The organism is Achromobacter sp. AONIH1 (assembly GCF_002902905.1).
In the GTDB taxonomy this organism is placed as follows: domain Bacteria; phylum Pseudomonadota; class Gammaproteobacteria; order Burkholderiales; family Burkholderiaceae_B; genus Achromobacter.
Window position 1 is genome coordinate 1,266,201 of record NZ_CP026124.1, and the last position, 26,918, is coordinate 1,293,118.

27 protein-coding genes are annotated in these 26,918 nt (G+C 68.2%); 1 reads left to right on the top strand and 26 read right to left on the bottom strand.

Annotated features, from left to right (window positions below; genetic code table 11):
• Positions 1-50: 50 nt before the first annotated feature.
• The 23 genes from tatA to C2U31_RS05975 form a co-directional block, all read right to left on the bottom strand.
• Positions 51-281: a Sec-independent protein translocase subunit TatA gene (gene tatA / locus C2U31_RS05865; RefSeq protein ID WP_088143704.1), complete on the bottom strand. Its 231-nt coding sequence runs from the start codon at positions 279-281 to the stop codon at positions 51-53.
• Positions 282-296: 15 nt separating this feature from the next.
• Positions 297-665 carry a histidine triad nucleotide-binding protein gene (locus tag C2U31_RS05870; RefSeq protein ID WP_103271982.1) on the bottom strand — a complete coding sequence of 123 codons (369 nt, stop codon included), beginning with the start codon at positions 663-665 and terminating at the stop codon, positions 297-299.
• A 17-nt stretch (positions 666-682) separates the two neighbouring features.
• Complete coding sequence (locus tag C2U31_RS05875) at positions 683-1,033, bottom strand: phosphoribosyl-ATP diphosphatase (RefSeq protein ID WP_103271983.1); 351 nt, start codon at positions 1,031-1,033, stop codon at positions 683-685.
• Positions 1,030-1,434 carry a phosphoribosyl-AMP cyclohydrolase gene (gene hisI, locus C2U31_RS05880; protein WP_103271984.1) on the bottom strand — a complete coding sequence of 135 codons (405 nt, stop codon included), beginning with the start codon at positions 1,432-1,434 and terminating at the stop codon, positions 1,030-1,032. The genes C2U31_RS05875 and hisI overlap by 4 nt, the downstream gene beginning before the upstream one ends.
• Positions 1,435-1,712: 278 nt before the next feature.
• Complete coding sequence (hisF, locus tag C2U31_RS05885; RefSeq protein WP_103271985.1) at positions 1,713-2,525, bottom strand: imidazole glycerol phosphate synthase subunit HisF; 813 nt, start codon at positions 2,523-2,525, stop codon at positions 1,713-1,715.
• A complete protein-coding gene (gene hisA, locus C2U31_RS05890) occupies positions 2,522-3,262 on the bottom strand; it encodes a 1-(5-phosphoribosyl)-5-[(5-phosphoribosylamino)methylideneamino]imidazole-4-carboxamide isomerase (RefSeq protein ID WP_103271986.1) in 741 nt (246 codons plus the stop codon). The genes hisF and hisA overlap by 4 nt, the downstream gene beginning before the upstream one ends.
• A 53-nt stretch (positions 3,263-3,315) precedes the next feature.
• Positions 3,316-4,014: an imidazole glycerol phosphate synthase subunit HisH gene (locus C2U31_RS05895; protein ID WP_103271987.1), complete on the bottom strand. Its 699-nt coding sequence runs from the start codon at positions 4,012-4,014 to the stop codon at positions 3,316-3,318.
• A 37-nt stretch (positions 4,015-4,051) separates the two neighbouring features.
• Positions 4,052-4,639 (bottom strand): imidazoleglycerol-phosphate dehydratase HisB, encoded by a 588-nt coding sequence (gene hisB, locus C2U31_RS05900; protein WP_103271988.1) that lies wholly within the window; start codon positions 4,637-4,639, stop codon positions 4,052-4,054.
• Positions 4,640-4,651: 12 nt separating this feature from the next.
• Positions 4,652-5,740, bottom strand: coding sequence for a histidinol-phosphate transaminase (hisC, locus tag C2U31_RS05905; RefSeq protein ID WP_103276272.1), 1,089 nt, complete (start codon positions 5,738-5,740; stop codon positions 4,652-4,654).
• Positions 5,741-5,775: 35 nt separating this feature from the next.
• Positions 5,776-7,080, bottom strand: a complete 1,305-nt coding sequence (gene hisD, locus C2U31_RS05910; RefSeq protein WP_103271989.1) for a histidinol dehydrogenase — start codon at positions 7,078-7,080, stop codon at positions 5,776-5,778.
• 50 nt (positions 7,081-7,130) lie between these two features.
• Positions 7,131-7,802: an ATP phosphoribosyltransferase gene (hisG, locus tag C2U31_RS05915; RefSeq protein WP_103271990.1), complete on the bottom strand. Its 672-nt coding sequence runs from the start codon at positions 7,800-7,802 to the stop codon at positions 7,131-7,133.
• Positions 7,802-9,070, bottom strand: coding sequence for a UDP-N-acetylglucosamine 1-carboxyvinyltransferase (gene murA / locus C2U31_RS05920; protein WP_103271991.1), 1,269 nt, complete (start codon positions 9,068-9,070; stop codon positions 7,802-7,804). The genes hisG and murA overlap by 1 nt, the downstream gene beginning before the upstream one ends.
• Positions 9,070-9,315: a BolA family protein gene (locus C2U31_RS05925; protein WP_103271992.1), complete on the bottom strand. Its 246-nt coding sequence runs from the start codon at positions 9,313-9,315 to the stop codon at positions 9,070-9,072. The genes murA and C2U31_RS05925 overlap by 1 nt, the downstream gene beginning before the upstream one ends.
• Before the next feature lie 5 nt (positions 9,316-9,320).
• Positions 9,321-10,133 (bottom strand): ABC transporter permease, encoded by an 813-nt coding sequence (locus tag C2U31_RS05930; protein WP_103271993.1) that lies wholly within the window; start codon positions 10,131-10,133, stop codon positions 9,321-9,323.
• Positions 10,130-10,942: an ABC transporter ATP-binding protein gene (locus C2U31_RS05935; RefSeq protein ID WP_103271994.1), complete on the bottom strand. Its 813-nt coding sequence runs from the start codon at positions 10,940-10,942 to the stop codon at positions 10,130-10,132. The genes C2U31_RS05930 and C2U31_RS05935 overlap by 4 nt, the downstream gene beginning before the upstream one ends.
• A 305-nt stretch (positions 10,943-11,247) precedes the next feature.
• Positions 11,248-11,880, bottom strand: coding sequence for a phospholipid-binding protein MlaC (locus C2U31_RS05940; RefSeq protein WP_103271995.1), 633 nt, complete (start codon positions 11,878-11,880; stop codon positions 11,248-11,250).
• Between the two features lie 37 nt (positions 11,881-11,917).
• The gene (locus C2U31_RS05945) at positions 11,918-12,718 is read right to left on the bottom strand and encodes a VacJ family lipoprotein (RefSeq protein ID WP_103271996.1); all 801 of its coding nucleotides are present in this window, start codon (positions 12,716-12,718) and stop codon (positions 11,918-11,920) included.
• 75 nt (positions 12,719-12,793) lie between these two features.
• Positions 12,794-13,294 carry an outer membrane lipid asymmetry maintenance protein MlaD gene (mlaD, locus tag C2U31_RS05950; protein ID WP_103276273.1) on the bottom strand — a complete coding sequence of 167 codons (501 nt, stop codon included), beginning with the start codon at positions 13,292-13,294 and terminating at the stop codon, positions 12,794-12,796.
• A 12-nt stretch (positions 13,295-13,306) separates the two neighbouring features.
• Positions 13,307-14,095 (bottom strand): lipid asymmetry maintenance ABC transporter permease subunit MlaE, encoded by a 789-nt coding sequence (mlaE, locus tag C2U31_RS05955; protein WP_103271997.1) that lies wholly within the window; start codon positions 14,093-14,095, stop codon positions 13,307-13,309.
• Positions 14,092-14,928 (bottom strand): ABC transporter ATP-binding protein, encoded by an 837-nt coding sequence (locus C2U31_RS05960; RefSeq protein WP_103271998.1) that lies wholly within the window; start codon positions 14,926-14,928, stop codon positions 14,092-14,094. Before C2U31_RS05960 ends, mlaE begins: the two co-directional genes overlap by 4 nt.
• Positions 14,929-15,216: 288 nt before the next feature.
• Positions 15,217-16,278 (bottom strand): nitronate monooxygenase family protein, encoded by a 1,062-nt coding sequence (locus tag C2U31_RS05965; protein ID WP_103271999.1) that lies wholly within the window; start codon positions 16,276-16,278, stop codon positions 15,217-15,219.
• A 21-nt stretch (positions 16,279-16,299) separates the two neighbouring features.
• Complete coding sequence (locus C2U31_RS05970) at positions 16,300-17,286, bottom strand: tripartite tricarboxylate transporter substrate binding protein (protein WP_103272000.1); 987 nt, start codon at positions 17,284-17,286, stop codon at positions 16,300-16,302.
• A gap of 33 nt (positions 17,287-17,319) precedes the next feature.
• On the bottom strand, positions 17,320-18,540 hold the full coding sequence (locus C2U31_RS05975; RefSeq protein WP_103272001.1) for a YbfB/YjiJ family MFS transporter: 1,221 nt from the start codon (positions 18,538-18,540) through the stop codon (positions 17,320-17,322).
• 64 nt (positions 18,541-18,604) lie between these two features.
• Between C2U31_RS05975 and C2U31_RS05980 the strand changes: the two genes are divergently transcribed.
• Positions 18,605-19,468, top strand: coding sequence for a LysR family transcriptional regulator (locus C2U31_RS05980; RefSeq protein WP_103272002.1), 864 nt, complete (start codon positions 18,605-18,607; stop codon positions 19,466-19,468).
• A gap of 95 nt (positions 19,469-19,563) precedes the next feature.
• Here C2U31_RS05980 and C2U31_RS05985 read toward each other — a convergent pair whose 3' ends face one another.
• From C2U31_RS05985 to C2U31_RS05995, 3 genes are all read right to left on the bottom strand, one after another.
• The gene (locus C2U31_RS05985; RefSeq protein WP_103272003.1) at positions 19,564-20,202 is read right to left on the bottom strand and encodes an OmpW family protein; all 639 of its coding nucleotides are present in this window, start codon (positions 20,200-20,202) and stop codon (positions 19,564-19,566) included.
• Positions 20,203-20,441: 239 nt separating this feature from the next.
• Positions 20,442-21,908, bottom strand: coding sequence for a glutamate synthase subunit beta (locus C2U31_RS05990; protein ID WP_103272004.1), 1,467 nt, complete (start codon positions 21,906-21,908; stop codon positions 20,442-20,444).
• Positions 21,909-21,916: 8 nt separating this feature from the next.
• The gene (locus C2U31_RS05995) at positions 21,917-26,656 is read right to left on the bottom strand and encodes a glutamate synthase-related protein (protein ID WP_103272005.1); all 4,740 of its coding nucleotides are present in this window, start codon (positions 26,654-26,656) and stop codon (positions 21,917-21,919) included.
• Positions 26,657-26,918 lie beyond the last annotated feature (262 nt).

Consider the following 26,918-nt stretch of genomic DNA (forward strand, 5'->3'; position numbering starts at 1 on the left):
AAGCTGGGCGGGCCGGCGTGGGCGCGGCCCGGAGGGAAAGCCGCGAGGGCTCAGGAATTGGACTTTTCCTTGGCTTGCACGTCGATGGTCTCGCCCGAGACGCGCTGCTGCGCGATGGGTTCGGCGGGCTTGTCACCGCCGTTGGCGTCCTTCATGCCTTCCTTGAAGCCCTTGACCGCGCCGCCCAGGTCGGACCCGATGTTGCGCAGTTTCTTGGTGCCGAAGATCAGGGCCACGATGACCAGGACGACCAACCAATGCCAAATGCTAAAGCTACCCATGACGGTTTCTCCGTGTTACGCAGTGGGGGCCGCGCGTCCTTTCCAGGGCCGCGCGCCGCCAAGAATGTGGAAATGCAGATGCGGGACTTCCTGGCCGCCTTCGACGCCAGAATTGATCATGATGCGAAATCCGCCATCGGGGCCCGGGTTGCAGCCGTTCTCGGCCGCGAGCTTCGGAACCAGTGCCATCATTCTACCCAACCAGACTGCGTCCTCACCCGTAATATCCTGCATGGATATGACATGACGTCGAGGGATCAGCAAAAGATGCACCGGCGCGGCCGGATTGATGTCGTGAAAGCACAGGAAGTCTTCGTCTTCGTAGACTTTCTTGGCCGGGATCTCGCCCGCGGCGATCTTGCAGAAGATACAGTTGGCGCTCATTTTTCCGGTTTCCGTCTTCAATCCTTGGGGCGGCTGGCCTTTTCCGCCAGGCCGGACAACCCTTCGCGGCGCGCCAGCTCGGCCAGCACGTCCTCGGGGCGCAGCTTGAAATGGGTCAGCGCAACCAGGCAGTGGAACCACAGGTCGGCGGTCTCGCTGACGATGCGCTCCGGCACGCCGTCCTTGGCGGCCATGACCAGCTCGGTGGCTTCTTCGCCGATCTTCTTCAGGAAGGCGTCGGGCCCCTTGGCCAGCAGCTTGGCGGCGTAGGACGCTTGCGGATCGCCGCCATTCTCGGGGCGGCGGGTTTCCAGGGTGTCGGCGACGCGGGCGAGCACGTCGCCCGCGTTCAGTTGGGTGGCGGTCATTTGTAGATATGCTCGGGGTCTTTCAGCACCGGGTCCACGGTGATCCAGGCGGCCTCGTCGGCGCGGCCTTCCAGGCGGCGGTAGAAGCAGCTGGCGCGGCCGGTATGGCAGGCGATGCCGCCTTCCTGGTGGATCTTCAGCAGCACCACGTCGCCATCGCAATCCAGGCGCAGCTCGTGCACCTGCTGCACATGGCCGGATTCCTCGCCCTTGCGCCACAGGCGCTGGCGCGACCGCGACCAGTACACGGCGCGGCCCGTCGCGGCCGTCTCGGCCAGCGATTCGCGGTTCATCCAGGCGACCATCATGATCTGGCCGTTCTCGGCATCCTGCGCGATGGCGGGAATCAGGCCGTCCTTGTCGAACACGACATCGGCCAGCCAGGCGGGTTCATTGCTCATGTCATTCATCCATTGTCCTCGCGCGCCGCATGCAGCCGGCCGATCCGGCCAGCCACCGCAAGCGCCAGGGATCCATCATCTTACGGCAATACCTTGTTGCACGCGCGCCCGCCTGGTCCAAGGCGGATGGCAGCGCCCAAGCCGAATCCCGCCCGCATCCTTCCTTCGAAAGACACCCCTAACAGCAAGCGCTGCGCCACAAGCGGGGCAGCGCGGAGCCGGCTTTGCCGGTCCGCAGCTGCGCCCCTTGAGGGGAAGCGCGCAGCGCTCGGGGTGGGTCACAATCTAGTTGGGATGCCCTGCGCGGCCATGAACTGCTTGCACTCGCGCACCGTATGCTGGCCGAAGTGGAAGATGCTGGCGGCCAGCACCGCGCTGGCGCGGCCGGTGGTCACGCCGTCGGCCAGATGCTGCAGGTTGCCCACGCCGCCCGAGGCGATGACCGGCACCGGCACGGCGTCGGACACGGCGCGGGTCAGCTCCAGGTCGAAACCGGATTTGGTGCCGTCGCGGTCCATGCTGGTCAGCAGGATCTCGCCGGCGCCGTAGGCGGCCATGCGGCGGGCCCAGGTCACGGCGTCCAGGCCGGTGGCCTTGCGGCCGCCGTGCGTGAATACTTCCCAGCGCGCCGGTTCGCCCGGCTGCGACACGCGGCGGGCGTCGATGGCCACCACCACGCATTGCGAGCCATGGTAGTCGGACGCCGCGCGCACCAGTTCCGGGTTGGCCACGGCGGCGCTGTTGATGCTGATCTTGTCGGCGCCGGCGTTGAGCAGGCGCTGGATGTCGGACACCTGGCGCACGCCGCCGCCCACGGTCAGCGGGATGAAGACCTGCGAGGCCACCTGCTCGATGATGGGCAGGATCAGGTCGCGGCCGTCGCTGGTGGCGGTGATGTCCAGGAAGGTGAGTTCGTCGGCGCCCTGCTCGTTGTAGCGGCGGGCGATCTCGACGGGGTCGCCCGCGTCGGTCAGGTTGACGAAGTTCACGCCCTTGACGACACGGCCGGCCGTGACGTCAAGGCAGGGAATGATGCGGCGGGTCAGCGCGCTCTGCGCGGGCGCACCGCCCTGCGTGCCGGAAGTGGTCATTTGGACAGCTCGTCGGCGCGCGCCTGGGCGGCCTGGAAGTCCAGCGTGCCTTCGTAGATGCTGCGGCCCAGGATGGCGCCTTCGACGCCCTCTTCCTCGACCGCGCACAGCGCCTCGATGTCCTGGATGCCGGCGATGCCGCCCGAGGCGTACACCGGGATGCGCACGTGCTGCGCCAGGCGCACCGTGGCGTCGACGTTCACGCCCGAGAGCATGCCGTCGCGGCCGATGTCGGTGTAGATGATGGCTTCGCAGCCGTAGTCCTCGAACTTCTTGGCCAGGTCCAGCACGTCGTGGCGCGTCAGCTTGCTCCAGCCGTCGGTGGCGATCTTGCCGTCGCGCGCGTCCAGGCCGACGATGATCTGGCCGGGGAAGGCGCCGCAGGCGTCATGCAGGAAGCCGGGGTTCTTGACGGCGGCCGTGCCGATGATGACGTAGGAAATGCCGGCGTCGAGGTAGCGCTCGATGGTGTCGAGATCGCGGATGCCGCCGCCGATCTGGACCGGCATCTCGTCGCCCACGGCATCCAGGATGGCCTTGATGGGGACTTCATTGCGGGGCTTGCCCGCGACCGCGCCGTTCAGGTCGACCAGGTGCAGGCGGCGCGCGCCCTGTTCGAGCCAGCGGGAGGCCATGGCGGCGGGGTCTTCGGAGAACACCGTTGCATCGTCCAGGTCGCCCTGGCGCAGGCGCACGCAGCGCCCGTCTTTGAGATCGATGGCGGGGATCAGCAGCATGGTAGCGAAAGAAAAAGAGTTGAACGGGCTGGAGCGGCAGGCCTGAGCCTGGGTTATGGCTGCCAGTCTACAAAATTGCGATACAGGCGCAAACCGTGTTCGGCGCTCTTTTCCGGGTGGAACTGCACCGCGAAAATGTTAGCTGCCGCCACTGCGCAGGTAAAGCTGACGCCATAATCGGTTTCACCGACGGTCAGGCCGGGATCGGCGGGATCGGCGTAATAACTATGGACGAAATAGAAGTGAGTTTCGTCCGGGATGCCGGCCCACACAGGATGAGAGCGAGTCTGGCGCACTTTGTTCCATCCCATGTGCGGCACCTTGAGCAATTCGGCGCCGGTCGGCGCGGCGCCGGCTTGGCCGGCGTCGGACGCGCAGGCCTCGCCCTCGCCCGTGACGACGGGCGCGTAGCGCGGGCCGGCGTAGCGACGCACCACGCCCGGGAAGATCCCCAGGCAGGGCGTGTCGCCTTCCTCGCTGCGGTCGAACAGCATCTGTTCGCCCACGCACACGCCCAGCAGCGGCTTGGCGCGCGCGGCGCGCTCGACCGCCTCGCGCAGGCCGGATTCGTTCAGCGTGCGCATGCAATCGGCCATGGCGCCCTGGCCGGGGAACACGACCCGGTCGGCCGCGTCGATCTCATGGGGCTGGTTGCAGATGCGGATGTCGGCGTCGGGGGCGGCGTACCGGAGCGCGCGCGCGACGGAATGGAAGTTGCCCATCCCGTAATCGACGATGGCGATAGTGGTCAATTCTGTCTGCCTGATGCGGTGCGGAAGATCGTGGACGTTACAGCACGCCCTTGGTGGACGGCACGATGTCGCCCATGCGCGGGTCGACCTCGATGGCCATGCGCAGGGCGCGGCCACAGGCCTTGAAGACCGTTTCGCACTGGTGGTGGGCATTGACGCCGCGCAGGTTGTCGATGTGCAGCGTGATCAGGGCGTGGTTGACCAGGCCCTGGAAGAATTCGCGCGTCAGGTCCACGTCGAAGTCGCCGATGCGGGCGCGGGTGAAGGGGATGTGATATTCCAGGCCCGGGCGGCCGGAGAAGTCCACCACCACGCGCGACAGCGCCTCGTCCAGCGGCACGTAGGCGTGGCCGTAGCGGCGCAGGCCGGCCTTGTTGCCGACCGCCTTGGCGATGGCCATGCCCAGCGTGATGCCGACGTCCTCGACGGTGTGATGCGCGTCGATGTGCAGGTCGCCTTCCGCCTTGATGTCCAGGTCGATCAGGCCGTGGCGCGCGATCTGGTCCAGCATGTGATCGAGGAACGGCACGCCGGTGTCGATCGTCTGCTTGCCGGTGCCGTCCAGGTTGACGGCCACGCGGATGCGGGTTTCGTTGGTGTTGCGGGTGATCTCTGCGGTACGCATGTCGGGACTCGATTAACTAAGTATTTCTTGCAGCGCGGCCAGCAGGGCGGCGTTTTCGGCGGGGGCGCCCACCGAGATGCGCAGGCAGTCCGCCAGCAGCGGGTGGGCGCCGGAGAAGTTGCGCACCAATATTTTGCGCGTTTTCAGGGCGAGATGCACGGCGTTGCCATCCATCTTGCCGGAAAAGCGGGCCAGGACGAAATTACCCGCGGAAGGGAAAACCCGCGTGCCGGGCAAGGCGGCCAGGGCGGCGGCCAGCGGGCCCCGGTCGGCGCGCAGGCGGGCGGCCTGCTCGTCCAGCACCGGCTTGTGGCGCAGCACGGCCAGCAACGCGGCCTGGGTCAGCACGTCCAGGTTGTAGGGCGGGCGCACCTTGTTCAGCTCGGCGATCCAGTCGGGGCTGCCGGCCAGGTAGCCGAAGCGCAGGCCCGCCAGTCCGATCTTGGACACGGTGCGCATGACCACCACGTTGGGCAGATCCAGCACGCGCGGCATCCAGGTGCCGTCGGCGAAGGGCTGGTAGGCCTCGTCGATCACCACCAGGCCGGGCGCGGCGTCGATCACGGCCTGGACCTGTTCGGCCGGCCACAGGCCGCCGGTGGGATTGTTGGGCACGGCCAGGAACACCAGCTTGGGCTGGTGCTCGCGGATGGCGGCCAGCATGGCGGGCAGATCCAGGGACAGGTCCTCGGTCAGCGGCACGCCGACGAAGCGGGCGTGGTCGAAGCGCGCCGCCATGTCGAAATAGACGAAGGACGGCCAGGGCGACAGCACCACATCGCCGGGGGCGCAGCAGGCCTGGATGGCGATGTGGATCAGCTCGTCCGAGCCGTTGCCGAACAGCAGGCCGGCCGCGTCCGGCACGCCGAAGGCCGCGCGCACCGCCTGTTGCAGCGCGGACAGGTCGGCGCTGGGGTAGCGGTTCAGCGGCGTGTCGCGGACGGCGCGCGCGATGTCCTCGCGCACGGCCTCGGGCAGCTCGTAAGGGCATTCCATGGCGTCCAGCTTGATGCAGCCGGTCGCCTCGGCCACCGGATAGGCGGCCAGGGCGCGGACATCGGCGCGGACGGTGGCGGCGATGCGGGCGCCGGACGGGGGCATCTGGGTGTCCTTGCCGGCGGCGGTGGCCTGGCCGCTCATGGCTGGTCCAGCCGGTACTGGGCGCTGGCGGCGTGCGCCTGCAGGCCCTCGCCCAGCGCCAGTTCGGCGGCGATCCGGCCCAGGGTCTGGGCGCCGTCGCGCGAGACCTGGATCAGGCTGGAGCGCTTCTGGAAGTCGTACACGCCCAGCGGCGAGGAAAAGCGCGCTGTGCGCGAGGTCGGCAGCACATGGTTGGGGCCGGCGCAGTAGTCGCCCAGCGCCTCGGAGCTGTAGCGGCCCATGAAGATCGCGCCAGCGTGGCGGATCTTGGCGGTCCACTGTTCCGGGTTCTCGGTGGAGATCTCCAGGTGTTCGGGGGCGATGTCATTGGCGATGCGGCAGGCTTCGTCCAGGTCGCGCACCTGGATCAGCGCGCCGCGGTTGGCCAGGCTGACGCGCAGGATGTCGGCGCGCGGCATGGTCGGCAGGAGGCGCGCGATGGCGGCCTCGACCTCGGCCAGGAAGGCGGCGTCGGGACAGAGCAGGATGGATTGGGCCAGCTCGTCGTGCTCGGCTTGCGAGAACAGGTCCATGGCGATCCAGTCGGCCGGCGTCTTGCCGTCGCAGATGACCAGGATCTCGCTGGGGCCGGCGATCATGTCGATGCCGACCACGCCGAACACGCGGCGCTTGGCGGCGGCAACGTAGGCGTTGCCGGGGCCGACGATCTTGTCCACGGCCGGCACGGTGGCGGTGCCGTAGGCCAGCGCGCCCACGGCCTGCGCGCCGCCGATGGCGAACACGCGGTCCACACCGCTGATGGCGGCCGCCGCCAGCACGATGGGGTTGCGCGTGCCGTCGGGCGTGGGCGTGACCATGACCAGTTCCGGCACGCCGGCGACCTTGGCCGGGATCGCGTTCATCAGCACCGACGAGGGATAGGCGGCCTTGCCGCCCGGCACGTACAGGCCGACGCGGTCCAGCGGCGTGACCTGCTGGCCCAGCAGCGTGCCGTCGGCCTCGGTGTACGTCCAGGTCTCGGCGCGCTGGCGCTCGTGATAGGCGCGCACGCGGGCGGCGGCGGCCTGCAGGGCGTCGCGTTGGGCGGCCGGCAGCGCGGCCAGCGCGGCATGCCAGTCGGCCTTGGGGATCTCCAGCGCCTGGGCGCTGCCCGCCTGCACGCGGTCGAAACGCTGCGTGTATTCCAGCAGCGCGGCGTCGCCGCGGGCGCGCACGTCGGCCAGGATGCCGGCCGCGGCGCGGTCGATGGATTCGTCCTCGGCCGCCTCGAAGGCCAGCAGCTTGGACAGGGCGGACGCGAATCCGGGATCGCGGGAGTCGAGACGATTGATCAGGGCCATGGCGTCATGGGGTCAGGCGACGGCCGCCGCGCGGACGCGGCGGCCTGGGGTTAGGCATTGCGGGCGGCGGCCCGCTCGAAGGCGTCCAGCAGCGGCTGCAGGCGCGCGCCGCGGGTTTTCAGCGCGGCCTGGTTGACGATCAGGCGAGAGGAGATCGGCATGATGTCCTCGACCGCCACCAGGTCGTTGGCGCGCAGCGTGCCGCCGGTGGAGACCAGGTCGACGATGCAGTCGGCCAGGCCGACCAGCGGCGCCAGCTCCATCGAACCATACAGCTTGATGATGTCGACGTATACGCCCTTGGACGCGAAGTGTTCACGGGCTGACTGCACGTACTTGGTGGCCACGCGCAGGCGCGCGCCCTGGTGCACGGCGGCGTCGTAGTCGAAGCCCTTGCGCACGGCCACGGCCAGGCGGCACTTGGCGATGTTCAGGTCGATGGGCTGGTACAGCCCGCCGGGCTGCTGCGCGGCGTGCTCGATCAGCACGTCCTTGCCGGCGATGCCCAGGTCGGCCGCGCCGTACTGCACGTAGGTGGGCACGTCCGAGGCGCGCACGATGATCAGGCGCAGGCCGGGATCGCTGGTCGGCAGGATCAGCTTGCGCGAGCTTTCCGGATTCTCGGGCACCTCGATGCCGGCCTCGGCCAGCAGGGGCATGGTTTCCTCGAAGATCCGCCCCTTGGACAAGGCCAGGGTCAGCGGCGTGGTGGTTTCGCTCATCAAGCATTCTCCTTGCCGCTGACGCGTTGGATGTCGGCGCCCAGGGCGCGCAGTTTCAGTTCCATGCGGTCGTAGCCCCGGTCCAGGTGGTAGATGCGGTCCACCAGCGTGTCGCCGTCAGCGGCCAGGCCGGCGATGACGAGGCTGGCCGAGGCGCGCAGGTCGGTGGCCATGACGGTGGCGCCCGACAGCCTGGGCACGCCGCGCACGATGGCGGTGTGGCCGTCGATGTCGATGTCGGCGCCCATGCGGCGCAGTTCCTGCACGTGCATGTAGCGGTTTTCGAAGATGGTCTCGACGACCACCGAGGTGCCGTCGGCCACGGTGTTCAGCGCCATCAGCTGCGCCTGCATGTCGGTGGCGAAACCGGGATATTCGTGCGTGCGAAAGCCCACGGCCCTGGGGCGCGCGGACATGGCGCCGCGGATCCAGTCGGGGCCGGTCTCGATGGTCAGGCCGGCCTCGATCAGCTTGTCCAGCGTGGCGCCGAGGATGCCGGGATCGGTGTCGCGCAGCGTGATGTCGCCGCCGGCCGCGCCCACGGCGCACAGGAAGGTGCCGGCCTCGATGCGGTCGGAGATGACGCGGTGCTCGGCGCCGTGCAGGCGCTCGACGCCGTCGATCACGATGCGGTCCGTGCCGTGGCCCTGGATGCGGGCGCCCATCTTGATGAGCAGTTCCGCCAGGTCGACGATCTCGGGCTCGCGCGCGGCGTTTTCCAGGATGGTCCGGCCATCCGCCAGCACTGCCGCCATGAGCAGGTTCTCGGTGCCGGTCACGGTGACCATGTCGGTGCGGATGGAAGCGCCCTTCAGGCGCTTGGCGCGCGCCACCACGAAGCCGTGCTCGATGCTGATCTCGGCGCCCAGCGCGGCCAGCCCCTTGATGTGCTGATCCACCGGACGCTGGCCGATGGTGCAGCCGCCGGGCAGGCTGACGCGCGCCTCGCCGAACCGGGCCACCAGCGGGCCCAGCACCAGGATGGACGCGCGCATGGTCTTGACCAGTTCGTAGGGCGCTTCCAGGCTGTCGACCCGGTCGGCCTGCAGCGTGACCATGCCGTCATTGCCGCGCTCGGCGCGCACGCCCATGCGGGCCAGCAGGTTCAGCATGGTGCCGGTGTCGTTCAGGCGCGGCACGTTGGCCAGCGACAGCGCGTCGGCCGTCAGCAGGCTGGCGCACAGGATCGGCAGGGCCGAGTTCTTGGCGCCCGAGATCGAGATTTCCCCGTGCAGGCGGGCGCCGCCGGTGATGCGCAGCTTGTCCATTATTTGCCGGCCTGCCGGTATTCGTCCGGGGTCAGGGTGCGCATCGACAGCGCGTGGATCTCGGCCTTCATGCGGTCGCCCAGGGCGGCATAGACCAGTTGGTGGCGCTGGATCAGGCGCTTGCCCTCGAAGGCGGCGCTGACGATGACGGCGTCGAAATGCGAGCCGTCGCCCTGCACGTCCAGGTGGTCACAGGGCAGGCCGTCCGCGATGTATTGGCGGACTTGCGCGGGAGTGGGAAGCATGGACTTCAGTTCCTGAGTTTGTAGCCGCTGGCCAGGAGCCGCAGCGCATAGATCGAAAGCGCGAGGAACACCCCCGCCACCACCGCCAGGCTGCGCCACGGCGAGACGTCGGACACCGCGAAGAAGCCGTAGCGGAAGCCGTCGATGGTGTAGAAGATGGGGTTCCAGTGCGACACGCCTTGCCAGAAGGCGGGCAGCGTGTGGATGGAATAGAACACGCCGGACAGGAAGGTGGCCGGCATGATCAGGAAGTTCTGGAAGGCGGCGAGCTGGTCGAATTTCTCGGACCACAGGCCGGCGATCAGGCCCAGCACGCCCATGATGCCGCAGGCCAGCACGGCGAACACCGCCAGCCACAGCGGATGCGCGGGCACCAGCGAGACGAAGTAGAGCGCCACCACCCAGACGCAAATGCCAACGGCGATGCCGCGCACCACGGCGGCCAGCACGTAGGCGGCGAAGATGTCGCGGTGCGACAGCGGCGGCAGCAGCATGAACACAAGGTTGCCGGTGATGCGGCTTTGGATCAGCGACGACGACGGATTGGCGAAGGCGTTCTGCAGCATGCTCATCATCATGAGCCCGGGAATCAGGAACGCGGTGTACGGCACGCTGCCGTAGACCATGACCCGACCTTCGAGCACGTGGGCGAACACCAGCAGGTACAGCAGCGCGGTGATGACCGGTGCGGCGATGGTCTGGAAGCTGACCTTCCAGAAGCGCAGCAATTCCTTGCGCAGCAGGGTCGGAAAGCCCGAGCCCGCGTCCAGGCGGGGCTGCACCAGCGGTTGGCTGGCGGGCGCGGCGGGTTGGGTCATTGCGGGGTCCCTACGGGTTGCGGGCTGTGGACGGCGGGGGCGTCGTCCTGATGCATGATGCGCACGAAGGCGTCTTCCAGGTCCACGCCGCCCACGCGCGCCAGCAGCGCCTGGGTGGTGTCCAGCGCCACGACGCGGCCGCCCTTGAGCATGGCGATGCGGCCGCACAGGGCCTCGGCCTCTTCCAGGTAGTGCGTGGTCAGCATGATGGTGTGGCCGGCCTTGTTCAGGCGCGAGATGAATTCCCACAGCGTGCGGCGCAGGTCCACGTCCACGCCGGCGGTGGGCTCGTCCAGCACGATCACGGGCGGGCGGTGCACCAGCGCCTGCGCCACCAGCACGCGGCGCTTCATGCCGCCGGACAGCGCGCGCATGTTGGAGTTGGCCTTGTCGGCCAGTCCCAGGTTGAACAGGATCTCGTCGATCCAGTCGTCGTTCTTGCGCAGGCCGAAATAGCCCGACTGGATGCGCAGCGTCTCGCGCACGGTGAAGAACGGGTCGTAGACCAGTTCCTGCGGCACCACGCCCAGCGCCCGTCGCGCCGATTTGTAGTCGGCCACGACGTCGTAGCTACAGACCGACGCGCGGCCGGAGGTGGCGTGCGCCAGGCCGGCCAGAATGGAGATCAGCGTGGTCTTGCCGGCGCCGTTGGGGCCCAGCAGGCCGAAGAACTCGCCGTGCTCGATGCGCAGGCTGACGTCGTTCAGGGCCTGGAAGCCCGGCCCGGGCGCGCGGCCGAACAGCCTGCCCAGGCCGCGCGAGCGCGGTGCATATATTTTGGATACGTTTTCGAGGCTGACTGCGGACATGGCGGCGGGGTCGGCGGTTTGCCGGGGGACCAGGGGCTGACCAGGGATGACCAGAGGGGTGACCAAGTTTGCGGGCGCGCAGGAGCGTCCGGCAAAGCGCGAATCGGTCATTATATATACGCATGGCGGCGCGACGCGCCTATGGCCACGTGGTGGACCGGGGCGTTCCGGGCTTATGCGTCCCCTTATTGACCCATCCTGGCATTGCGCTGAAGCGCGCGGCGTCATCGCGCGGCATGGGAGCGAAAAAAAAGCCCGGCGCGCCGCGAGGACATGCCGGGCTGGCTGAGGCCGGAGCCGGCCGCCTATTGGTTGCGCTGGTTCAGCGCCTGGATCAGGCCGTCGATGCCGTTCTGGTTGATCTGCTGCGCGAACTGGTTGCGGTAGTTCTCGATCAGCCAGATGCCCTCGACGTTCATGTCGTAGATCTTCCAGCCTTGCGGCGTCTTTTCCAGGCGGTAGTCCACGCCCACCGGCGCGGCGTTGGTCTGGCTGATCTGTGTGCGCACGACCACGTCGTCGCCATCCAGGCTGCCGCGGCTCGGCACCAGCGTGACCTTGGTGTTGTTGTCGACCCGCGTCAGCGCGCCGCTATAGGTGCGCACCAGCGTGCCGCGGAAGGCCTCGGCCAGATCGTGCTTCTGCTTGTCGTTGGCCTGGCGCCAGTAGCGGCCGGCGGCCAGGCGGGTCGTCTTCTGGAAGTTCACGTAGGGCAGGATGTGCTGGTCGACCACCTGGTTGATGCGCGTCGTGTTGCCGGACTTGACCGCGCCGTCGCTCTTGAGCACGGCCAGGGCCTGGTCGGCCGCGGCCAGCACGAACTTGTCGGCCGGCCCGTTGGGGTCGGGCTGGGTCTGGGCATTGGCGCTGGCGGCGGCCAGGCTCATCAGGCCGGCAACCGCCAGCCGCTTGAATGTCGAAAACAATGAAAACTGCATGAACTCTCCTTGCTGCGCCGCGAGCGGCGGCGTTGACTTACTTGGCGGGCTGGACGACCGGCGCCATGGCGGGGGCGGCGCCCTTGGCGTCGTCCTCGTCGTCTTCGTAGTTCGGCAGCGCGGACTCGTCGCCCACCTTCTGGCCCAGCACCATGGCGGCGCGGCGTTGCAGGTAGGCGTCGCGCACGAAGCTGTACGGATCCAGCGCCACGCGGTCGATCGTGTTGGTCGCGTCCAGCAGGCTGGCGCGCGCGTCCACCACGCTCAGGCCCCACAGCGAATTGCGCAGCGGCACGTTGTCGATCGCGCTGATGCTGGTGTAGGTGGCCTTGCGACCGTAGAAGTCGCCGGCCAGGCCGACGCCGTCGCGGATGGTGGACGAGCCGAAGAACGGCAGCACCAGGTACGGGCCCTGGCCGATGCCCCAGACGCCCAGCGTGGTGCCGAAGTCGTTCGGGATCTTGCGCGCGCCGTTGGCCGAGGCGACGTCGAAGCAGCCGCCCACGCCCATGGTGGTGTTGAACAGGAAGCGGCCCAGCGTGTTGACGAAGTCGTGGCCACGGCCTTGCAGCATGCTGTTGGCGCCGGACCAGAGGTCGCCGACGTTGCTGAAGATGTTGTGCACGCAGCTGCGCACCGGCTGCGGCGTGACGTAGGTGTAGGCCTGGGCGACGGGCTTGAAGACCACCCGGTCGACCGAATCATTGAACTTGTAGACGCCCCGGTTGAAGCCTTCCCAGGGATCGCGCGGATCGGGGTTCTTGGGCGCGGCGCAGCCGGCCATCAGTGCGCCCGCGGCCGCGACGGTGGCGATGCGGGAAAGAGCGTGCGTGTTCATGATCAGGGCATCCCTATCAATATTTTCTTATAAGCGACGGCTGTGCGGCAGGCAATACCGCGCGCCGGTTAGTCTTTAATTCGCGGGCGTCTTGGCCGGTTCCTGGGCGCCGCCCGAGCCTTGCTTTTCGGCCGATCCGTAGAGGAACTTGCTGATCAGCTGCTCGAGCACGACGGCGCTTTGGGTATAGCGGATTTTGCCGCCCTCGGCAAAGTTCTCTTCCTCGCTGCCCGGCGTCAGGCCCAGGTACTGTTCGCCCAGCAGGCCGGACGTCAGGATGGCGGCCGACGAGTCCTTGGGGAACTTGTAGGTCGTCTCAAGGTTGATGGACACCACCGCCTGGAAGGTCTTGTCGTCGAAGGAGATGCCGGCGATCCGCCCCACCACCACGCCGGCGCTCTTGACGGGCGCGCGCACCTTGAGGCCGCCCACGTTATCGAAGTTCGCCGTGACGGTATAGGTGGGCGCGAAGGAGAAGGCGCTCAGGTTGCCGGCGCGCAACGCCAGGAACGCCAGCGCGGCCGCGCCCAGCAGTACGAACAGGCCTACCCAGAAGTCGGTTTTTTCGCGTGACATGATCAATCCGTATCAGTTTCCAAACATCAAGGCCGTAAGCAGGAAATCCAGGCCCAGCACCGCCAGCGATCCCACCACCACGGTGCGTGTGGTGGCACGGGCCACGCCCTCGGGCGTGGGCTTGGCCTGCCAGCCTTCGTAGAGCGAGACCAGCGTCACGGTGACGCCGAACACCAGGCTCTTGATGACGCCGTTGAGCACGTCGTTCCAGACGTCCACGCCGTTCTGCATCTGCGACCAGAAGGCGCCGGGGTCCACGCCGATCATCAGCACGCCGACCACCCAGCCGCCCAGGATGCCCACCATGGAGAACACCGCCGCCAGGATGGGCATGGCGATGATGCCGCCCCACAAGCGCGGCACCAGCACGCGGCGCATCGGGTCCACCGCCATCACTTCCATCGCCGACAGCTGTTCGCCGGCCTTCATCAGGCCGATCTCGGCGGTCAGCGAGGTGCCCGCGCGGCCGGCGAACAGCAGCGCCGTGACCACCGGCCCCAGCTCGCGCACCAGCGACAGCGCCACCAGCAGGCCCAGCGCTTCCGACGAGCCGTAGCGGTTCAGCGTGTAATAGCCCTGCAGGCCCAGCACGAAGCCGACGAACATGCCGGACACGGCGATGATCAGCAGCGAGTAATTGCCGATGAAGTGGATCTGCTGCGATACCAGGCGCGGGCGCGAGAACGCGATGCCGCTGCGCCCCAGCAGGCCCAGGAAGAAACGGGTGAAGTAGCCGATACCGGAAATCTGGCCCCGGATCCAGCCGCCCAGCGCGCTGATGGGATTGGTCTTGCCGCTCATGCCTTGCGCCCCTGTTGTTGCGCCAGCCATTTCTTGAAGGCCGGTGTTTCGGGGTACTGGAACGCGACGGGGCCGTCGGGTTCGCCCTTGAGGAATTGCTGCACGTAGGGGTCCTGCGATTGCGACAGGATCTGCGGGGTGCCGGCGGCCTTGAGTTCTCCCTGGCCGACCAGATAGACCTGGTCGGCGATGGCGAAGGATTCCTGCACGTCGTGGGTGATCAGCACCGAGGCGCAGCCCAGGCGGTCGGCCAGGTCGCGGATCAGGCGGGCGGTGATGCCCATGGAAATCGGGTCCAGGCCGGCGAAGGGCTCGTCATACAGGATTAGCTCGGGCTCCAGCACCACGGCGCGTGCCAGCGCGACCCGGCGCGCCATGCCGCCGGATACCTCGGCGACCTTCAGGTGGGCAGCGGCGCGCAGGCCGACGGCGTCGAGCTTGTCCAGCACGCGCTCGGTCAGTTCGGCCTCGCTCAGCCGGGTGTGCTCGCGTAGCGGAAAAGCAACGTTTTCGAAGACGTTCAGGTCGGTGAACAGTGCGCCCTGCTGGAACAGCACGCCCATGCGCTTGCGCAACGACTGCATTCCGGCGGCGTCGACGGCGGCGATGTCCTGGCCGAAAGCCTGGACGGTGCCGCGCTGGGCGATCAATTGGCCGGTGGCCGCGCGCAGCAGCGTGGTCTTGCCCGAGCCGGAGCCGCCCATGATGGCGACGACCTGGCCGGCCCGCACGTCCATGGAGATGTCGCGCAGCACGGTGAATTCACCGTAGCCGAGCGCGACGCCCTCCAGGCGCAGGGCGAATTCGGGGGTGCTGCGGGTGTGAGCGGACATGGGCAACGAAAGGGTGTTTCGGCGGCGGTGCTTGCCGGCCAGTCCGTCCGGCGCGGGCAAGGGGCCGCAGCGCTGGCAGAACAGGCTGCGTCGGGAAGCGCCCTGTTACTCATATGCCGGGACAGGAAATCGGATCTGTAACCGGCGGCGAGGGGCCATTGTATCCCGACGATTTGTGATCACAATCTGTTAGGCAACGAGTGGAACAGTCTTTTCACAATCAGGGACAATCCGTGGGGCGAGGCGGCGGCCGCCCGGCGCATGGCCCTTCCGGAAATCGGTCCCGGATTAGCGCCGGGCCTGGGCTGCGGCGGTCTCAATGGCCAGCCGGCGCACCAGCTCGGCGGCGCTCTCGCGCCGCGCCATGGGCGCGCCCTGGCCCGCCCACAGCGACAGCACGTCGATATCGCCGGCGCGGCCGCCGGCATTGCGCATGGGCCGCGTCAGGGCGTTCTGCAACGGATAGGGCAGGATGTCGGACGGATTAGCGTCCATGTCGCGCATGAATGCATTGGCGATGCCGCGTGCCGGCCGTCCCGAAAAGGCCCGGGTGATGCGCGACTGCTCGGAGCGGGAGGCGGGCAGCGCGGCCTTGTAGGCGTCACAGATGCCGGATTCCTCGGTGGACAGAAAGGCCGTCCCCATTTGAGCGGCCTGCGCGCCCAGCGCCAGCGCGGCGGCGATGCCGCGGCCGTCCATGATGCCGCCGGAGGCGATCACCGGCACCGAGACCGCGTCGGCCACCTGAGGCACCAGCGCCAGCGTGCCGATAAGCGACTGGTCAAAATCGTCCAGGAAAGTGCCGCGATGGCCGCCGGCCTCATAGCCCTGGGCCACCACGGCGTCCACGCCGTCCTGTTCCAGCGCCACCGCTTCGCGCACGGTGGTGGCCGTGCCCACCGTCAGGATGCCCAGCTCGCGGCACCGCGCCAGCACCTCCGGCGCGATGCGGCCGAAGGTAAAGCTGAACACCGCCGGCCGCGCGCGCAACACGGCTTCGATCTGCGTCGCCAGCGGATCGGCCTGCGGGCCGGGCATGGCGGGCGCGTCCAGTCCCAGTTGCGCGTGATACCGCGCCATCAGCGCCAGCAGGCGCGCGCCGTCGCCCCGATAGGGCTGGTCCGGCACGGACGCGAACAGGTTGATGGCGTAGGGACGGTCGGTGCGCTCGCGGATCGCGCCGGCGGCTTGCTCGATCTGGGCGGCGCTCAGGTAGGCGGCGCCCAGCGAGCCCAGCACGCCCGCCCGCGACGATTCGGCCACCAGCGCCACCGTGGTGGCCCCGCCGGCCATGGGGGCCTGGATGACAGGCTGGTCGAGTTCAAGTCGTTCGCAAAGGCGGGATGTCATGGCGCGCTCCTGGGGCGTGGGTTACTGGAGCTGGATGTTTCCAGCTTTGATTACGTGGGCCCACTTCCCGGTTTCGCTCTTGATGAAGGCGGCGAAGTCCTCGGGCGTGCCGCCGCCGGCCTGGCTGCCGGTGTCGGCGATGGCCTTTTGGACTTCGGGTTCCTTCAGGATGCGGTTGAACTCCGCATTGAGCCTGGCGATGATGGGCGCCGGGGTGCCGGCCGGGGCGACGATGCCCTGCCAGTTATACGATTCGAAGCCGCCCAGGCCCGATTCGGCCATGGTCGGCACGTCGGGCAGCACGGCCAGGCGCCTGGCCGAGGTGACCGCGATCGGGTGGATCTTCTTGCCCTGGATGGCCGGCAGCGCCGAATAACCCATCTCGAACATCATCGAGATATGGCCGCCCATCAGGTCGGTCGCGGCCAGGCTGCCGCCCTTGTACGGGACGTGCACGATGTCGATCCCGGCCTGCTCGCGGAACATCTCGCCGGACAGGTGGTGCGCGCCACCCACGCCGGACGAGCCGAACGACAGCTTGCCCGGCTGCTTCCTGGCCAGCGCGATCAGGTCGGCCAGCGTCTTGACCGGCAGCTCATTGTTGACGCTGAGCACCAGCGGGCTGTTCTCGATCAGGATGACGGGCGCCAGGTCCTTCTGCGGGTTGTACGGCATTTCCTTCATCAGCGACGGGTTCACCGCCATCGGCGCCAGGTTGCCGGTGCCGATGGTGTAGCCGTCGGGCTGGGCCTTGGCGATCAGGTTGGTGCCGACCACGCCGCCGGCGCCGGCCTTGTTCTCGACCACGACGGGTTGTCCCAGCGATTCGCCCAGCTTGCGCGCCAGCAGGCGCACGCGGGTGTCGGCGAAGCCGCCCGGCGCATAGGGCACGATCATGGTGATGGGCCTGGCGGGCCAGTCGGCGGCCTGGGCGTGGGCCTGGCTGCACGGGGCGGCGACGGCCGCGAGGGTGGCCAGGGCGGCGATCAGGGGGCGCAACGGTTTCATGCTGGGGACTCCTCTTTCATAATGAGCGCGGCCTCAGGGGGCATTGCCCCTTGGGTCGACTGCATTATGCCCAGCGCTGCCGCGCGCGGCCGTGATTTTCCCCAAGCCCCAGGCCGACAGCGCCAGCAGCGCCGCGCCCGCCGCCAGCGTCTGCGGCAGGCTGGCGCCCAGCCGCGCCGTCCAGGCGGCCAGCAGCGGGCCGACAATCTGGCCGGCGGCGAAGGCCGCCGTCATCAGGGCGGCGGCACGGGGCGCGGCCGCGCCCGCCAGGCGCCGGGCCGCCACCATGCCGGCCTGGGTGATGACCATGAAGGTGCCGCCCACCAGCAGCGCCGCCACGATCACGGCGGCCAGGTCGTGCCGCAGCGCCGCCACCGCCATGCCCAGCGCCATCGCCGCCTGCGCGCCGCGCCAGATCCGGATCTCGCCGTGCCGGCGCGCCAGCTTAGGCACCATCAGGCAGGACAGCGCGGCGGCCAGTCCGAACAGGGGCCAGGCCCAGCCGAACACCGCCGGATCGGGCATGACTTCCTTGGCCATGGCGGGCAGGAAGGTGGCGGGAATGATGTAGCCGATGCCGAACACGCCGTAGTGCAACGCCAGTCCCGCCATGCCGCGCGGCAGCGGTTCCCGGTTGGATGGGCGGGCGGACGCGGCGGTGGCCGGCAGCGCCGCGCGCAGTCTGGGCCAGGCGGCCATCGACAAGGCCAGCGCCAGCGCGCCCAGCGCCACCCAGCATTGCGCCGCCGTGGCGCCGGCCGCCATCAGGGCCAGGCAGGCCAGCCCGGTCGCCGCGATGCCGGCGCCCACGCCCGCATAGACCACGGCGGACGCGGCCGGCTCGATCGGGTCGCCCGCCCGCGCGGGCCGCCATGAGGCCACGCAGATGAAGCCCAGCGCGCTGGCCCAGCCGGCCGCCAGCCGCAGCGCGGCCCAGCCCGCCACGGAGTGGGGCAGCGGCATGGCCAGGGTCAGCGCCGCCACCGCCAGCAGGCTGGCGCCCAGCGCGGCCAGCGGCCGGCGCGGCGGCCACGCGGCCGCGATCAACGCGCCCAGCAGGTAGCCCGCGTAGTTGGCCGAGGCCAGCCAGCCGCCTTGTTCCAGCGAGAGCGCGGCGTCGTGCGCCATCAGCGGCCAGACCGGCGTGAAGGCGAAGCGGCCGATGCCCATCAGCGCGGCCAGCGCCAGCGCGGCCGGCCAGGCGAGGCTGACGGCGCTGCGGGCGGGGACGAGGGGCTGGGCATGGCTTGACATGAGCCCACTCTACGACTGTACTAATATCTTGAATAGTGAATTATTAAGAACATAGGTTCTTTAAATGAGAAATTTGGATCTGGACGCACTGCAGATTTTCAAGGCGGTGGCCGATGAAGGTGGCGTGGCGCGCGCGGCCGCCCAGCTGAACCGTGTGCAGTCCAACGTGTCCACCCGGCTCAAGCAGCTGGAGGCTGCACTGGATGCGCCCTTGTTCCGCCGCCAGAACCGGCGCCTGGTGCTGTCGGACCAGGGCCGCGTGCTGCTGTCCTACGCCGACCGTCTGCTGCGGTTGTCGGCCGAGGCGCAGCAGGCCGTGCGCGACGGCGCGCCGCGCGGCACGTTGCGCCTGGGCACCATGGAAAGCACGGCGGCGGCCCGGTTGCCGCCGGTGCTGGCGGCCTACCACGCGGCCTGGCCGCAGGTGCGCATCGAGCTGGTCACGGGCACCTCGGCCGCGCTGGCGGCCAAGGTGCGCGACTACGAACTCGAAGCGGCCTTCGTGGCCGAGCCCTTTCCCGCCGAGGGACTGGCGTCAACCGAGGCCTTCGCCGAAACGCTGGTCCTGATTTCGCCGCGCGCCTGGCCCGAGATCGCCGACGCGCGGGCGCTGGCCGATCACACGGTGATCGCCTTCGCGTCCGGCTGTTCCTATCGCCGCATCCTGGAGTCCTGGCTCGGCCGCGAAGGCGTGGCGCCGGGCAAGGTGATGGAGTTCGCGTCCTATCACGCGATCGTCGCCTGCGTGGCGGCCGGTACGGGCGTGGCCATCGTGCCGCGCTCCGTGCTGGATGTGCTGGGCGGGCAGACCGCGCTGCGGGTGCGCGACCTGCCGGGCAAGTACGGAGCCGCGCGCACCCGGCTGGTGTGGCGGGTCGATGACGACACGCCGGCGGTGCAGGCGCTGCGCGATCAACTGGCGGCCTGAGGCGTCAGGCGGTCGCGCGACGGCCATGCTGCGAGCGCCAAAAAAAACGCGCGGGCATGTGGCCCGCGCGTTCTTGCTTGATGCGTGCGTCCCGATCAGAAGCGATAGCCGACGCCCAGCGTCGCCACCCACGGGTTGATCTTCGCGGTGCCGATGCGTTCGCCGTTCAGGCTGACCTTCGACTTGATGTCGATGTAGCGGATGTCCGCGTTCATGAACCAGCGCTCGCTGATCTTGATGTCCGCGCCCAGTTGCGCGGCCACGCCCCACGAATCCTTCAGCTTCAGCTTCGAGCCGTCCAGCGCCCCTTCGGCCTTGGTGTCGAAGAAGTGCGTGTAGTTCAGGCCGACGCCGATGTAGGGCTGCACCATGCTGTCCGGCAGGATGTGCCATTGCAGGCTCAGCGTGGGCGGCAGGTGCTTGGTCGAGCCGATCTTGCCCAGGCCGCCACCACGGATGTCGTGCTGGAAGGGCCAGGCGCCCAGCAGTTCGATGCCGATGTTGCGCGTGGCCATGTAGGTCACGGTGAAGCTGGGACGGACGTTGTTGTTCACGTCCAGTTTGACGCCGCCGTTGAGCACGCTGCCGTTGTTGGAGTCGGGGCGGACCTGCGTGACGCCGACCTTCAGCAGCACATCGCCGGCCTCGTGGGCATGGGCGGGGACGGCGAAGGCGCCGGCGGCCAGCAGGCCGGCGATGGCGGTGGCGCGGACGCGCCCGAGCTTCGAAAACATTTTCTTCTCCGATCTTTCCGTGGGGTGAGACGACAGGTTCTCAAACCCTGGCGCCGGCAGGCTTGACAGGAATCAAACCCTACCGGGATGTCGGGAATCGCGTGGTCGCGCCGCAACACGGCGCGCTGCCCTGCGTGGATCGCGCGCGCGGTTTGGGGGGCAGGCGCGCAAATGAAACGCCGCCCCGCGCCTGGACGGCGCGGGGCGGCGTGGGGGCCGTGCAGGCCGGTCCCGGCCGATCAGCGCGGCAGATCGCTGGATCCCATCAGGAAGGCGTCCACCGAGCGCGCGCACTGGCGGCCTTCGCGGATGGCCCATACCACCAACGACTGGCCGCGGCGCATGTCGCCGGCGGCGAACACCTTCTCGACGCTGGTGCGGTAGTCGTCGGTGTTGGCGCGCACGTTGCCGCGCGCGTCGCGGTCCACGCCGAAGGCGTCCAGCACGGTCTGCACCGGCGATACGAAGCCCATGGCCAGCAGCACCAGGTCGGCCTTGATCTCGAATTCCGAGCCTTCGACCTCGCGCATCTTCATCTGGCCGGTCGCTTCGTCCTTGAACCATTCGACGCGCGCGCCGACAAGCTTCTCGACCTTGCCGTTGCTGCCCTTGAGCAGCTTGGTGGTCACGGACCAGTCGCGCTCGCAGCCTTCCTCGTGCGACGAGGACGTGCGCAGCTTCAGGGGCCAGTAGGGCCAGGTCATGCTCTTGTTCTCGGACTCGGGCGGCTGCGGCATCAGCTCGAACTGGGTGACCGAGGCCGCGCCGTGGCGGTTGCTGGTGCCCACGCAATCGGAGCCCGTGTCGCCGCCGCCGATCACCACCACATGCTTGCCCTTGGCCAGCGTCTGGTTGGTCAGGCGGTCGCCGGCCACGGCCTTGTTCTGCTGGCGCAGGAAGTCCATGGCGTAGTACACGCCCGACAGCTCGCGGCCCGGCACCGGCAGGTCGCGCGGGGTTTCGGAGCCGCCGGTCATGACGACGGCGTCGAATTCGGCCATCAGCGATTCGGGCGTGCGCACCGTCAGGCCGTCGGCGGCCGCGTCGCTGGGATTGCCGATGTAGGTCGACGGCGCGAATTCAACGCCTTCGGCTTCCATCTGCGAGATGCGGCGGTCGATCTGGTGCTTTTCCAGCTTGAAGTCGGGGATGCCGTAGCGCAGCAGGCCGCCGATGCGGTCGCTCTTTTCGAACAGCGTCACGGAATGGCCGGCGCGCGCCAGCTGCTGCGAGCAGGCCAGGCCGGCCGGGCCCGAGCCCACCACCGCGACCTTCTTGCCGGTCTTGCGCGCCGGCACCTGCGGCGTGACCCAGCCCTCGGCCCAGCCCTTGTCGATGATGGCGTGCTCGATGGACTTGATGCCGACCGCGTCGCTGTTGATGTTCAGGGTACAGGCGGCTTCGCACGGCGCCGGGCAGATGCGGCCGGTGAACTCCGGGAAGTTGTTGGTGGAGTGCAGCACGTCCAGCGCGCGGCGCCAGTCCTGCCGGTACACCAGGTCATTCCAGTCCGGGATGATGTTGTTGACCGGGCAGCCGTTGTTGCAGAACGGGATGCCGCAGTCCATGCAGCGCGCCGCCTGCTGCTTGGCCTGGTCGTCGTTCAGGTGCAGCACGAACTCGCGCCAGTTCTTCAGCCGCTTCTGCGGGGCCTCGGAGGCCTCCTGCAGGCGCTGGTATTCCATGAATCCGGTGATCTTTCCCATGATTTCCCTCACGCAGCCAGTTGTTGCGGGTTGGCTGCACGCCACATTTCACCCAATGCGCGGCGGTAGTCCGTCGGCATGACCTTTACGAATTTGCCGCGCGCCGCTTCCCAGTCGCCCAGGATCTCGCGGGCGCGGAAGCTGCCGGTGTAGCGGAAGTGGTCTTCCACCAGGCGGCGCAGGATGGTCTCGTCCGTCTCGCGCTCGCCGCCGCGCTGCGCGCTGTGCCAGGTGTCGATGCCGTTCTGCGCCTGCTGCTCGGCGTGCGGCACCACGGCTTCCAGTTCGACCATGGACAGGTTGGCGCGCTGCTTGAGCGTGCGTTCCGGATCCCAGACGTAGGCCACGCCGCCGGACATGCCGGCCGCGAAGTTGCGGCCGGTGGCGCCCAGCACCACGACCGTGCCGCCCGTCATGTACTCGCAACCGTGGTCTCCGGTGCCTTCCACCACGGTGGCCGCGCCCGAGTTGCGCACGGCGAAGCGTTCGCCGGCCACGCCGTTGAAGAAGGCCTCGCCCGCCAGCGCGCCGTACAGCACGGTGTTGCCGGCGATGATGTGGTCGGGGCCGAAGCCGCGGAAGTCATTGGGCGAGCGCACGATGATGCGGCCGCCGGACAGGCCCTTGCCCACGTAGTCGTTGCCTTCGCCCACCAGGTCCATGGTGATGCCGTGCGCCAGGAACGCGCCGAAGCTCTGGCCGGCGGTGCCGTTGCACTGGATGTGGATGGTGTCGTCGGGCAGGCCGTCGTGGCCGTAGCGCGCCGCCACGGCGCCGGACAGCATGGCGCCGATGGTGCGGTTGCGGTTGCGCACCGGCACGATGAACGACACCTTCTCGCCGCGTTCCAGCGCGGGCTTGCTGCGCTCGATCAGCTGGTGGTCCAGCGCGCCGGCCAGGCCGTGGTCCTGCTCTTCGGTCTGGCGCACATCGGCGTCCGACTGGGTCTGGTGGAACACGCGGGTGAAGTCCAGGCCGCTGGCCTTCCAGTGTTCGACGCCGGAGCGCATGTCCAGCAGGTCGGCGCGGCCGATCAGATCGTCGAACTTGCGGATGCCCAGCTGGGCCATGATCTCGCGCACTTCCTCGGCGATGAAGAAGAAGAAGTTGACGACGTGCTCGGGCTTGCCCTGGAACTTCTGGCGCAGCACCGGATCCTGCGTGGCCACGCCCACCGGGCAGGTGTTCAGGTGGCACTTGCGCATCATGATGCAGCCTTCGACGACCAGCGGCGCGGTGGCGAAGCCGAATTCGTCGGCGCCCAGCAGCGCGCCGATGACCACGTCGCGGCCGGTCTTCATCTGGCCGTCGGCCTGCACGCGGATGCGGCTGCGCAGGCGGTTCAGCACCAGCGTCTGCTGCGTCTCGGCCAGGCCCAGTTCCCAGGGCGTGCCGACGTGCTTGATGGATGACACCGGCGAGGCGCCCGTGCCGCCGTCATGGCCGGCGATCACGACGTGGTCGGCCTTGGCCTTGGCCACGCCAGCGGCCACCGTGCCCACGCCCACTTCCGACACCAGCTTGACCGAGATCGAGGCCTTGGCGTTGACGTTCTTCAGGTCGTGGATCAGCTGGGCCAGGTCCTCGATCGAGTAGATGTCGTGGTGCGGCGGGGGCGAGATCAGGCCCACGCCCGGCACCGAGTAGCGCAGCTTGGCGATGTATTCCGAGACCTTGTGGCCGGGCAGCTGGCCGCCTTCGCCGGGCTTGGCGCCCTGGGCCATCTTGATCTGGATCTGGTCGGCCGAGGACAGGTACTCGGCCGTCACGCCGAAGCGGCCCGAGGCCACCTGCTTGATCTTCGAGCGCAGCGAGTCGCCCTTCTTGAGCGGCACGTCGGCTTCGATGCGGTCGGCGCCCAGCACCGAGGCCAGCGTGTCGCCGTCCTTGATGGTGCTCTTGCCTTCGCGCATCTCGGCGCGGTAGCGCAGCTCGTCCTCGCCGCCTTCGCCGGTGTTGGACTTGCCGCCGATGCGGTTCATGGCCACGGCCAGCACCGAGTGCGCCTCGGTCGAGATCGAGCCCAGCGACATGGCGCCGGTGGCGAAGCGCTTGACGATCTCCTTGGCCGGCTCGACGTCGTCCAGCGGGATGGCGCGCGACGGGTCGAAGCGGAACTCGAACAGGCCGCGCAGCGTCATGTGGCGACGGCTCTGGTCGTTGATGATCTGCGCGTACTCCTTGTACGTGCGGTAGTTGTTCTGGCGCGAGGCGTGCTGCAGCTTGGCGATGGAATCCGGCGTCCACATGTGCTCTTCGCCGCGCACGCGGTAGGCGTATTCGCCGCCCGCTTCGAGGTCGTTGGCCAGGACCGGGTCATTGCCGAACGCGGCGCGGTGCTGGCGCAGCGCTTCCTCGGCCACCTGGAAGATGCCGATGCCTTCGATGTTGGACGCGGTGCCGGTGAAGTACTTGTCCACCAGCGCCTTCTGCAGGCCCACGGCCTCGAAGATCTGCGCGCCGGTGTAGGACATGTAGGTCGAGATGCCCATCTTGGACATGACCTTGTTCAGGCCCTTGCCGATGGCCTTGACGAAGTTCTTCACGGCCTTTTCGGGATCGCTCATCTTGCCCAGCGATTCCAGCGCCAGGTAGGGATGGATCGCCTCGGCGCCGTAGCCGCCCAGCAGCGCGAAGTGATGCACTTCGCGGGCCGAGCCGGTTTCCACCACCAGGCCGGCGTTGGTGCGCAGGCCGGCGCGGATCAGGTGCTGGTGCACGGCCGAGGTCGCCAGCAGCGCGGGGATGGCCACGCGCTCGCCGTCGACCAGGCGGTCGGACACGATCAGGATGTTGTAGCCGCTTTGCACCGCGTCCACGGCGCGCGCGCACAGCGCGGCCACGCGGGCCTCGATGCCCTCGGGGCCCCAGGCGGCCGGATAGGTGATGTCCAGCTCATAGCTGCGGAACTTCTTGCCCGTGACCTGCTCGATGTCGCGGATCTGCGCCATGGCGGCGAAGTCCAGCACCGGCTGCGACACTTCCAGGCGCAGCGGCGGGTTGACGTTGTTGATGTCCAGCAGGTTCGGCTTGGGGCCGATGAAGGACACCAGCGACATCACCAGCTGTTCGCGGATGGGGTCGATCGGCGGGTTCGTCACCTGCGCGAACAGTTGGCGGAAATAGTTGTAGAACGGCTTGGCGCGGTCCGACAGCACGGCCAGCGGGGCATCGTTGCCCATCGAGCCGATCACTTCCTCGCCGGTCGTGGCCATGGGCTCCAGGATGAACTTGTAGTCTTCCTGGGTCCAGCCGAAGGCCTGCTGGCGGTCCAGCAGCGAGACGGACGATTGCGTGGCCACATGGGCCTGGCGCGGGGCCGGCAGCGATTCCAGCTTGATCTGCAGACGCTCGATCCACTGGCGGTACGGGCGGCTGTTGGCCAGCTGCAGCTTGATCTCGGCGTCGTCGATGATGCGGCCCTGTTCCAGGTCGATCAGGAACATCTTGCCGGGCTGCAGGCGCCACTTCTTGACGATGCGGTTTTCGGGGATGGACAGCGTGCCGGCCTCGGAGGCCAGGATCACCATGTCGTCGTCCGTCACCAGATAACGGGCCGGGCGCAGGCCGTTGCGGTCCAGCGTGGCGCCGATCTGGCGGCCGTCGGTGAAGGCGACGGCGGCGGGGCCGTCCCAGGGTTCCATCATGGCCGCGTGGTACTCATAGAACGCGCGGCGGCTTTCGTCCATCTGCGTGTGCTGTTCCCAGGCTTCCGGGATCATCATCATCATGGCGTGGGCCAGCGAGTAGCCCGAGTTCACCAGCAGTTCCAGGCAGTTGTCGAACGTAGCGGTGTCCGACTGGCCTTCGTAGACGATGGGATAGAGCTTTTTCAGGTCGTCGCCCAGCACGGCCGACTGCATCATGCCTTCGCGCGCGCGCAGCCAGTTGAAGTTGCCCTTGACCGTGTTGATCTCGCCGTTGTGGGCGATCATGCGGTACGGGTGGGCCAGCGGCCAGGCGGGGAAGGTGTTGGTCGAGAAGCGCTGGTGCACCAGCGCCAGGGCCGAGACCGTGCGCGGGTCGGCCAGGTCGCGATAGTAGCGGCCGACCTGGTCGGCCAGCAGCAGGCCCTTGTAGACCACAGTGCGCACCGAGGCCGAGGGCACGAAGTATTCCTTGCCGTGCGCCAGGCGCATGTTCTGGATGGCGTGGCTGGCGGTCTTGCGGATCACATACAGCTTGCGTTCCAGCGCGTCGGGCACCATGACGTCGGCGCCACGGCCGATGAAGAGCTGGCGGATGACGGGTTCGCAGTCGCGCACGGCGGGTGACATGGGCATGTCCACGTCCACCGGCACGTTGCGCCAGCCCAGCACGACCTGGCCTTCGGCCCGGACCGAGCGTTCCAGCTCTTGCTCACAGGCCAGGCGCGAGGCGGTTTCCTTGGGCAGGAAGACCATGGCCACGCCGTATTCGCCGGGCGGCGGCAGCACGATGCCCTGCTGGCTGAATTCGTCGCGGTACAGGGTGTCGGGAATCTGGATCAGGATGCCGGCGCCGTCGCCCATCAGCTTGTCGGCGCCCACGGCGCCGCGATGGTCCAGGTTCTCCAGGATCTTCAGGCCCTGCTGGATGATGGCGTGGCTTTTCTTGCCCTTGATGTGCGCCACGAAGCCGACGCCACAGGCGTCATGCTCGTTCTGCGGGTGATACAGGCCCTGGGGGGCGGGCAGGCCGATGCGGCTGGCATCGATGGGGGTCGCCTTGGGGGTGCGACAGGAATCGTTCAAGGTGTCTTTGGGCATGGCGCGCTCCGCAGTGGGCCTGCGTCGTAATGTTGCAGTGCAGGAGAAGGACAATACCCCTGGTGGGGGTAGGGTGCAATAAAAATATTGAGGGTGCGTCCCTTAATTAATTTAATTGTTTCGCCGTGTTAAATATTAGGGGTCATATCAAGACCCGCATGAATAAAGGCTTTGTGAGGGGTGAGGGAAAAAGTGGAGGCCAGCTCTGCACTGTAAGTGTGCAAATGCCAATTATGTGTCCCTGTTTAAAAGGACGTTTTTC

Coding starts and splice junctions, on each gene's coding strand:
- C2U31_RS05875 (WP_103271983.1), bottom strand. CDS start 1,033: ATGACCGCCACCCAACTGAACGCGGGCGACGTGCTCGCCCGCGTCGCC.
- hisG (WP_103271990.1), bottom strand. CDS start 7,802: ATGAGCGAAACCACCACGCCGCTGACCCTGGCCTTGTCCAAGGGGCGG.
- hisB (WP_103271988.1), bottom strand. CDS start 4,639: ATGCGTACCGCAGAGATCACCCGCAACACCAACGAAACCCGCATCCGC.
- hisD (WP_103271989.1), bottom strand. CDS start 7,080: ATGGCCCTGATCAATCGTCTCGACTCCCGCGATCCCGGATTCGCGTCC.
- tatA (WP_088143704.1), bottom strand. CDS start 281: ATGGGTAGCTTTAGCATTTGGCATTGGTTGGTCGTCCTGGTCATCGTG.
- C2U31_RS05995 (WP_103272005.1), bottom strand. CDS start 26,656: ATGCCCAAAGACACCTTGAACGATTCCTGTCGCACCCCCAAGGCGACC.
- hisF (WP_103271985.1), bottom strand. CDS start 2,525: ATGACCACTTCCGGCACGCAGGGCGGTGCGCCCGCGCAGAGCGCGCTG.
- C2U31_RS05985 (WP_103272003.1), bottom strand. CDS start 20,202: ATGTTTTCGAAGCTCGGGCGCGTCCGCGCCACCGCCATCGCCGGCCTG.
- C2U31_RS05930 (WP_103271993.1), bottom strand. CDS start 10,133: ATGACCCAACCCGCCGCGCCCGCCAGCCAACCGCTGGTGCAGCCCCGC.
- C2U31_RS05980 (WP_103272002.1), top strand. CDS start 18,605: ATGAGAAATTTGGATCTGGACGCACTGCAGATTTTCAAGGCGGTGGCC.
- C2U31_RS05925 (WP_103271992.1), bottom strand. CDS start 9,315: ATGCTTCCCACTCCCGCGCAAGTCCGCCAATACATCGCGGACGGCCTG.
- murA (WP_103271991.1), bottom strand. CDS start 9,070: ATGGACAAGCTGCGCATCACCGGCGGCGCCCGCCTGCACGGGGAAATC.
- C2U31_RS05990 (WP_103272004.1), bottom strand. CDS start 21,908: ATGGGAAAGATCACCGGATTCATGGAATACCAGCGCCTGCAGGAGGCC.
- mlaD (WP_103276273.1), bottom strand. CDS start 13,294: ATGTCACGCGAAAAAACCGACTTCTGGGTAGGCCTGTTCGTACTGCTG.
- mlaE (WP_103271997.1), bottom strand. CDS start 14,095: ATGAGCGGCAAGACCAATCCCATCAGCGCGCTGGGCGGCTGGATCCGG.
- C2U31_RS05975 (WP_103272001.1), bottom strand. CDS start 18,540: ATGTCAAGCCATGCCCAGCCCCTCGTCCCCGCCCGCAGCGCCGTCAGC.
- hisA (WP_103271986.1), bottom strand. CDS start 3,262: ATGCTGCTGATCCCCGCCATCGATCTCAAAGACGGGCGCTGCGTGCGC.
- C2U31_RS05870 (WP_103271982.1), bottom strand. CDS start 665: ATGAGCGCCAACTGTATCTTCTGCAAGATCGCCGCGGGCGAGATCCCG.
- C2U31_RS05945 (WP_103271996.1), bottom strand. CDS start 12,718: ATGAACACGCACGCTCTTTCCCGCATCGCCACCGTCGCGGCCGCGGGC.
- hisI (WP_103271984.1), bottom strand. CDS start 1,434: ATGAGCAATGAACCCGCCTGGCTGGCCGATGTCGTGTTCGACAAGGAC.
- C2U31_RS05935 (WP_103271994.1), bottom strand. CDS start 10,942: ATGTCCGCAGTCAGCCTCGAAAACGTATCCAAAATATATGCACCGCGC.
- C2U31_RS05965 (WP_103271999.1), bottom strand. CDS start 16,278: ATGACATCCCGCCTTTGCGAACGACTTGAACTCGACCAGCCTGTCATC.
- hisC (WP_103276272.1), bottom strand. CDS start 5,740: ATGCCCCCGTCCGGCGCCCGCATCGCCGCCACCGTCCGCGCCGATGTC.
- C2U31_RS05940 (WP_103271995.1), bottom strand. CDS start 11,880: ATGCAGTTTTCATTGTTTTCGACATTCAAGCGGCTGGCGGTTGCCGGC.
- C2U31_RS05960 (WP_103271998.1), bottom strand. CDS start 14,928: ATGTCCGCTCACACCCGCAGCACCCCCGAATTCGCCCTGCGCCTGGAG.
- C2U31_RS05970 (WP_103272000.1), bottom strand. CDS start 17,286: ATGAAACCGTTGCGCCCCCTGATCGCCGCCCTGGCCACCCTCGCGGCC.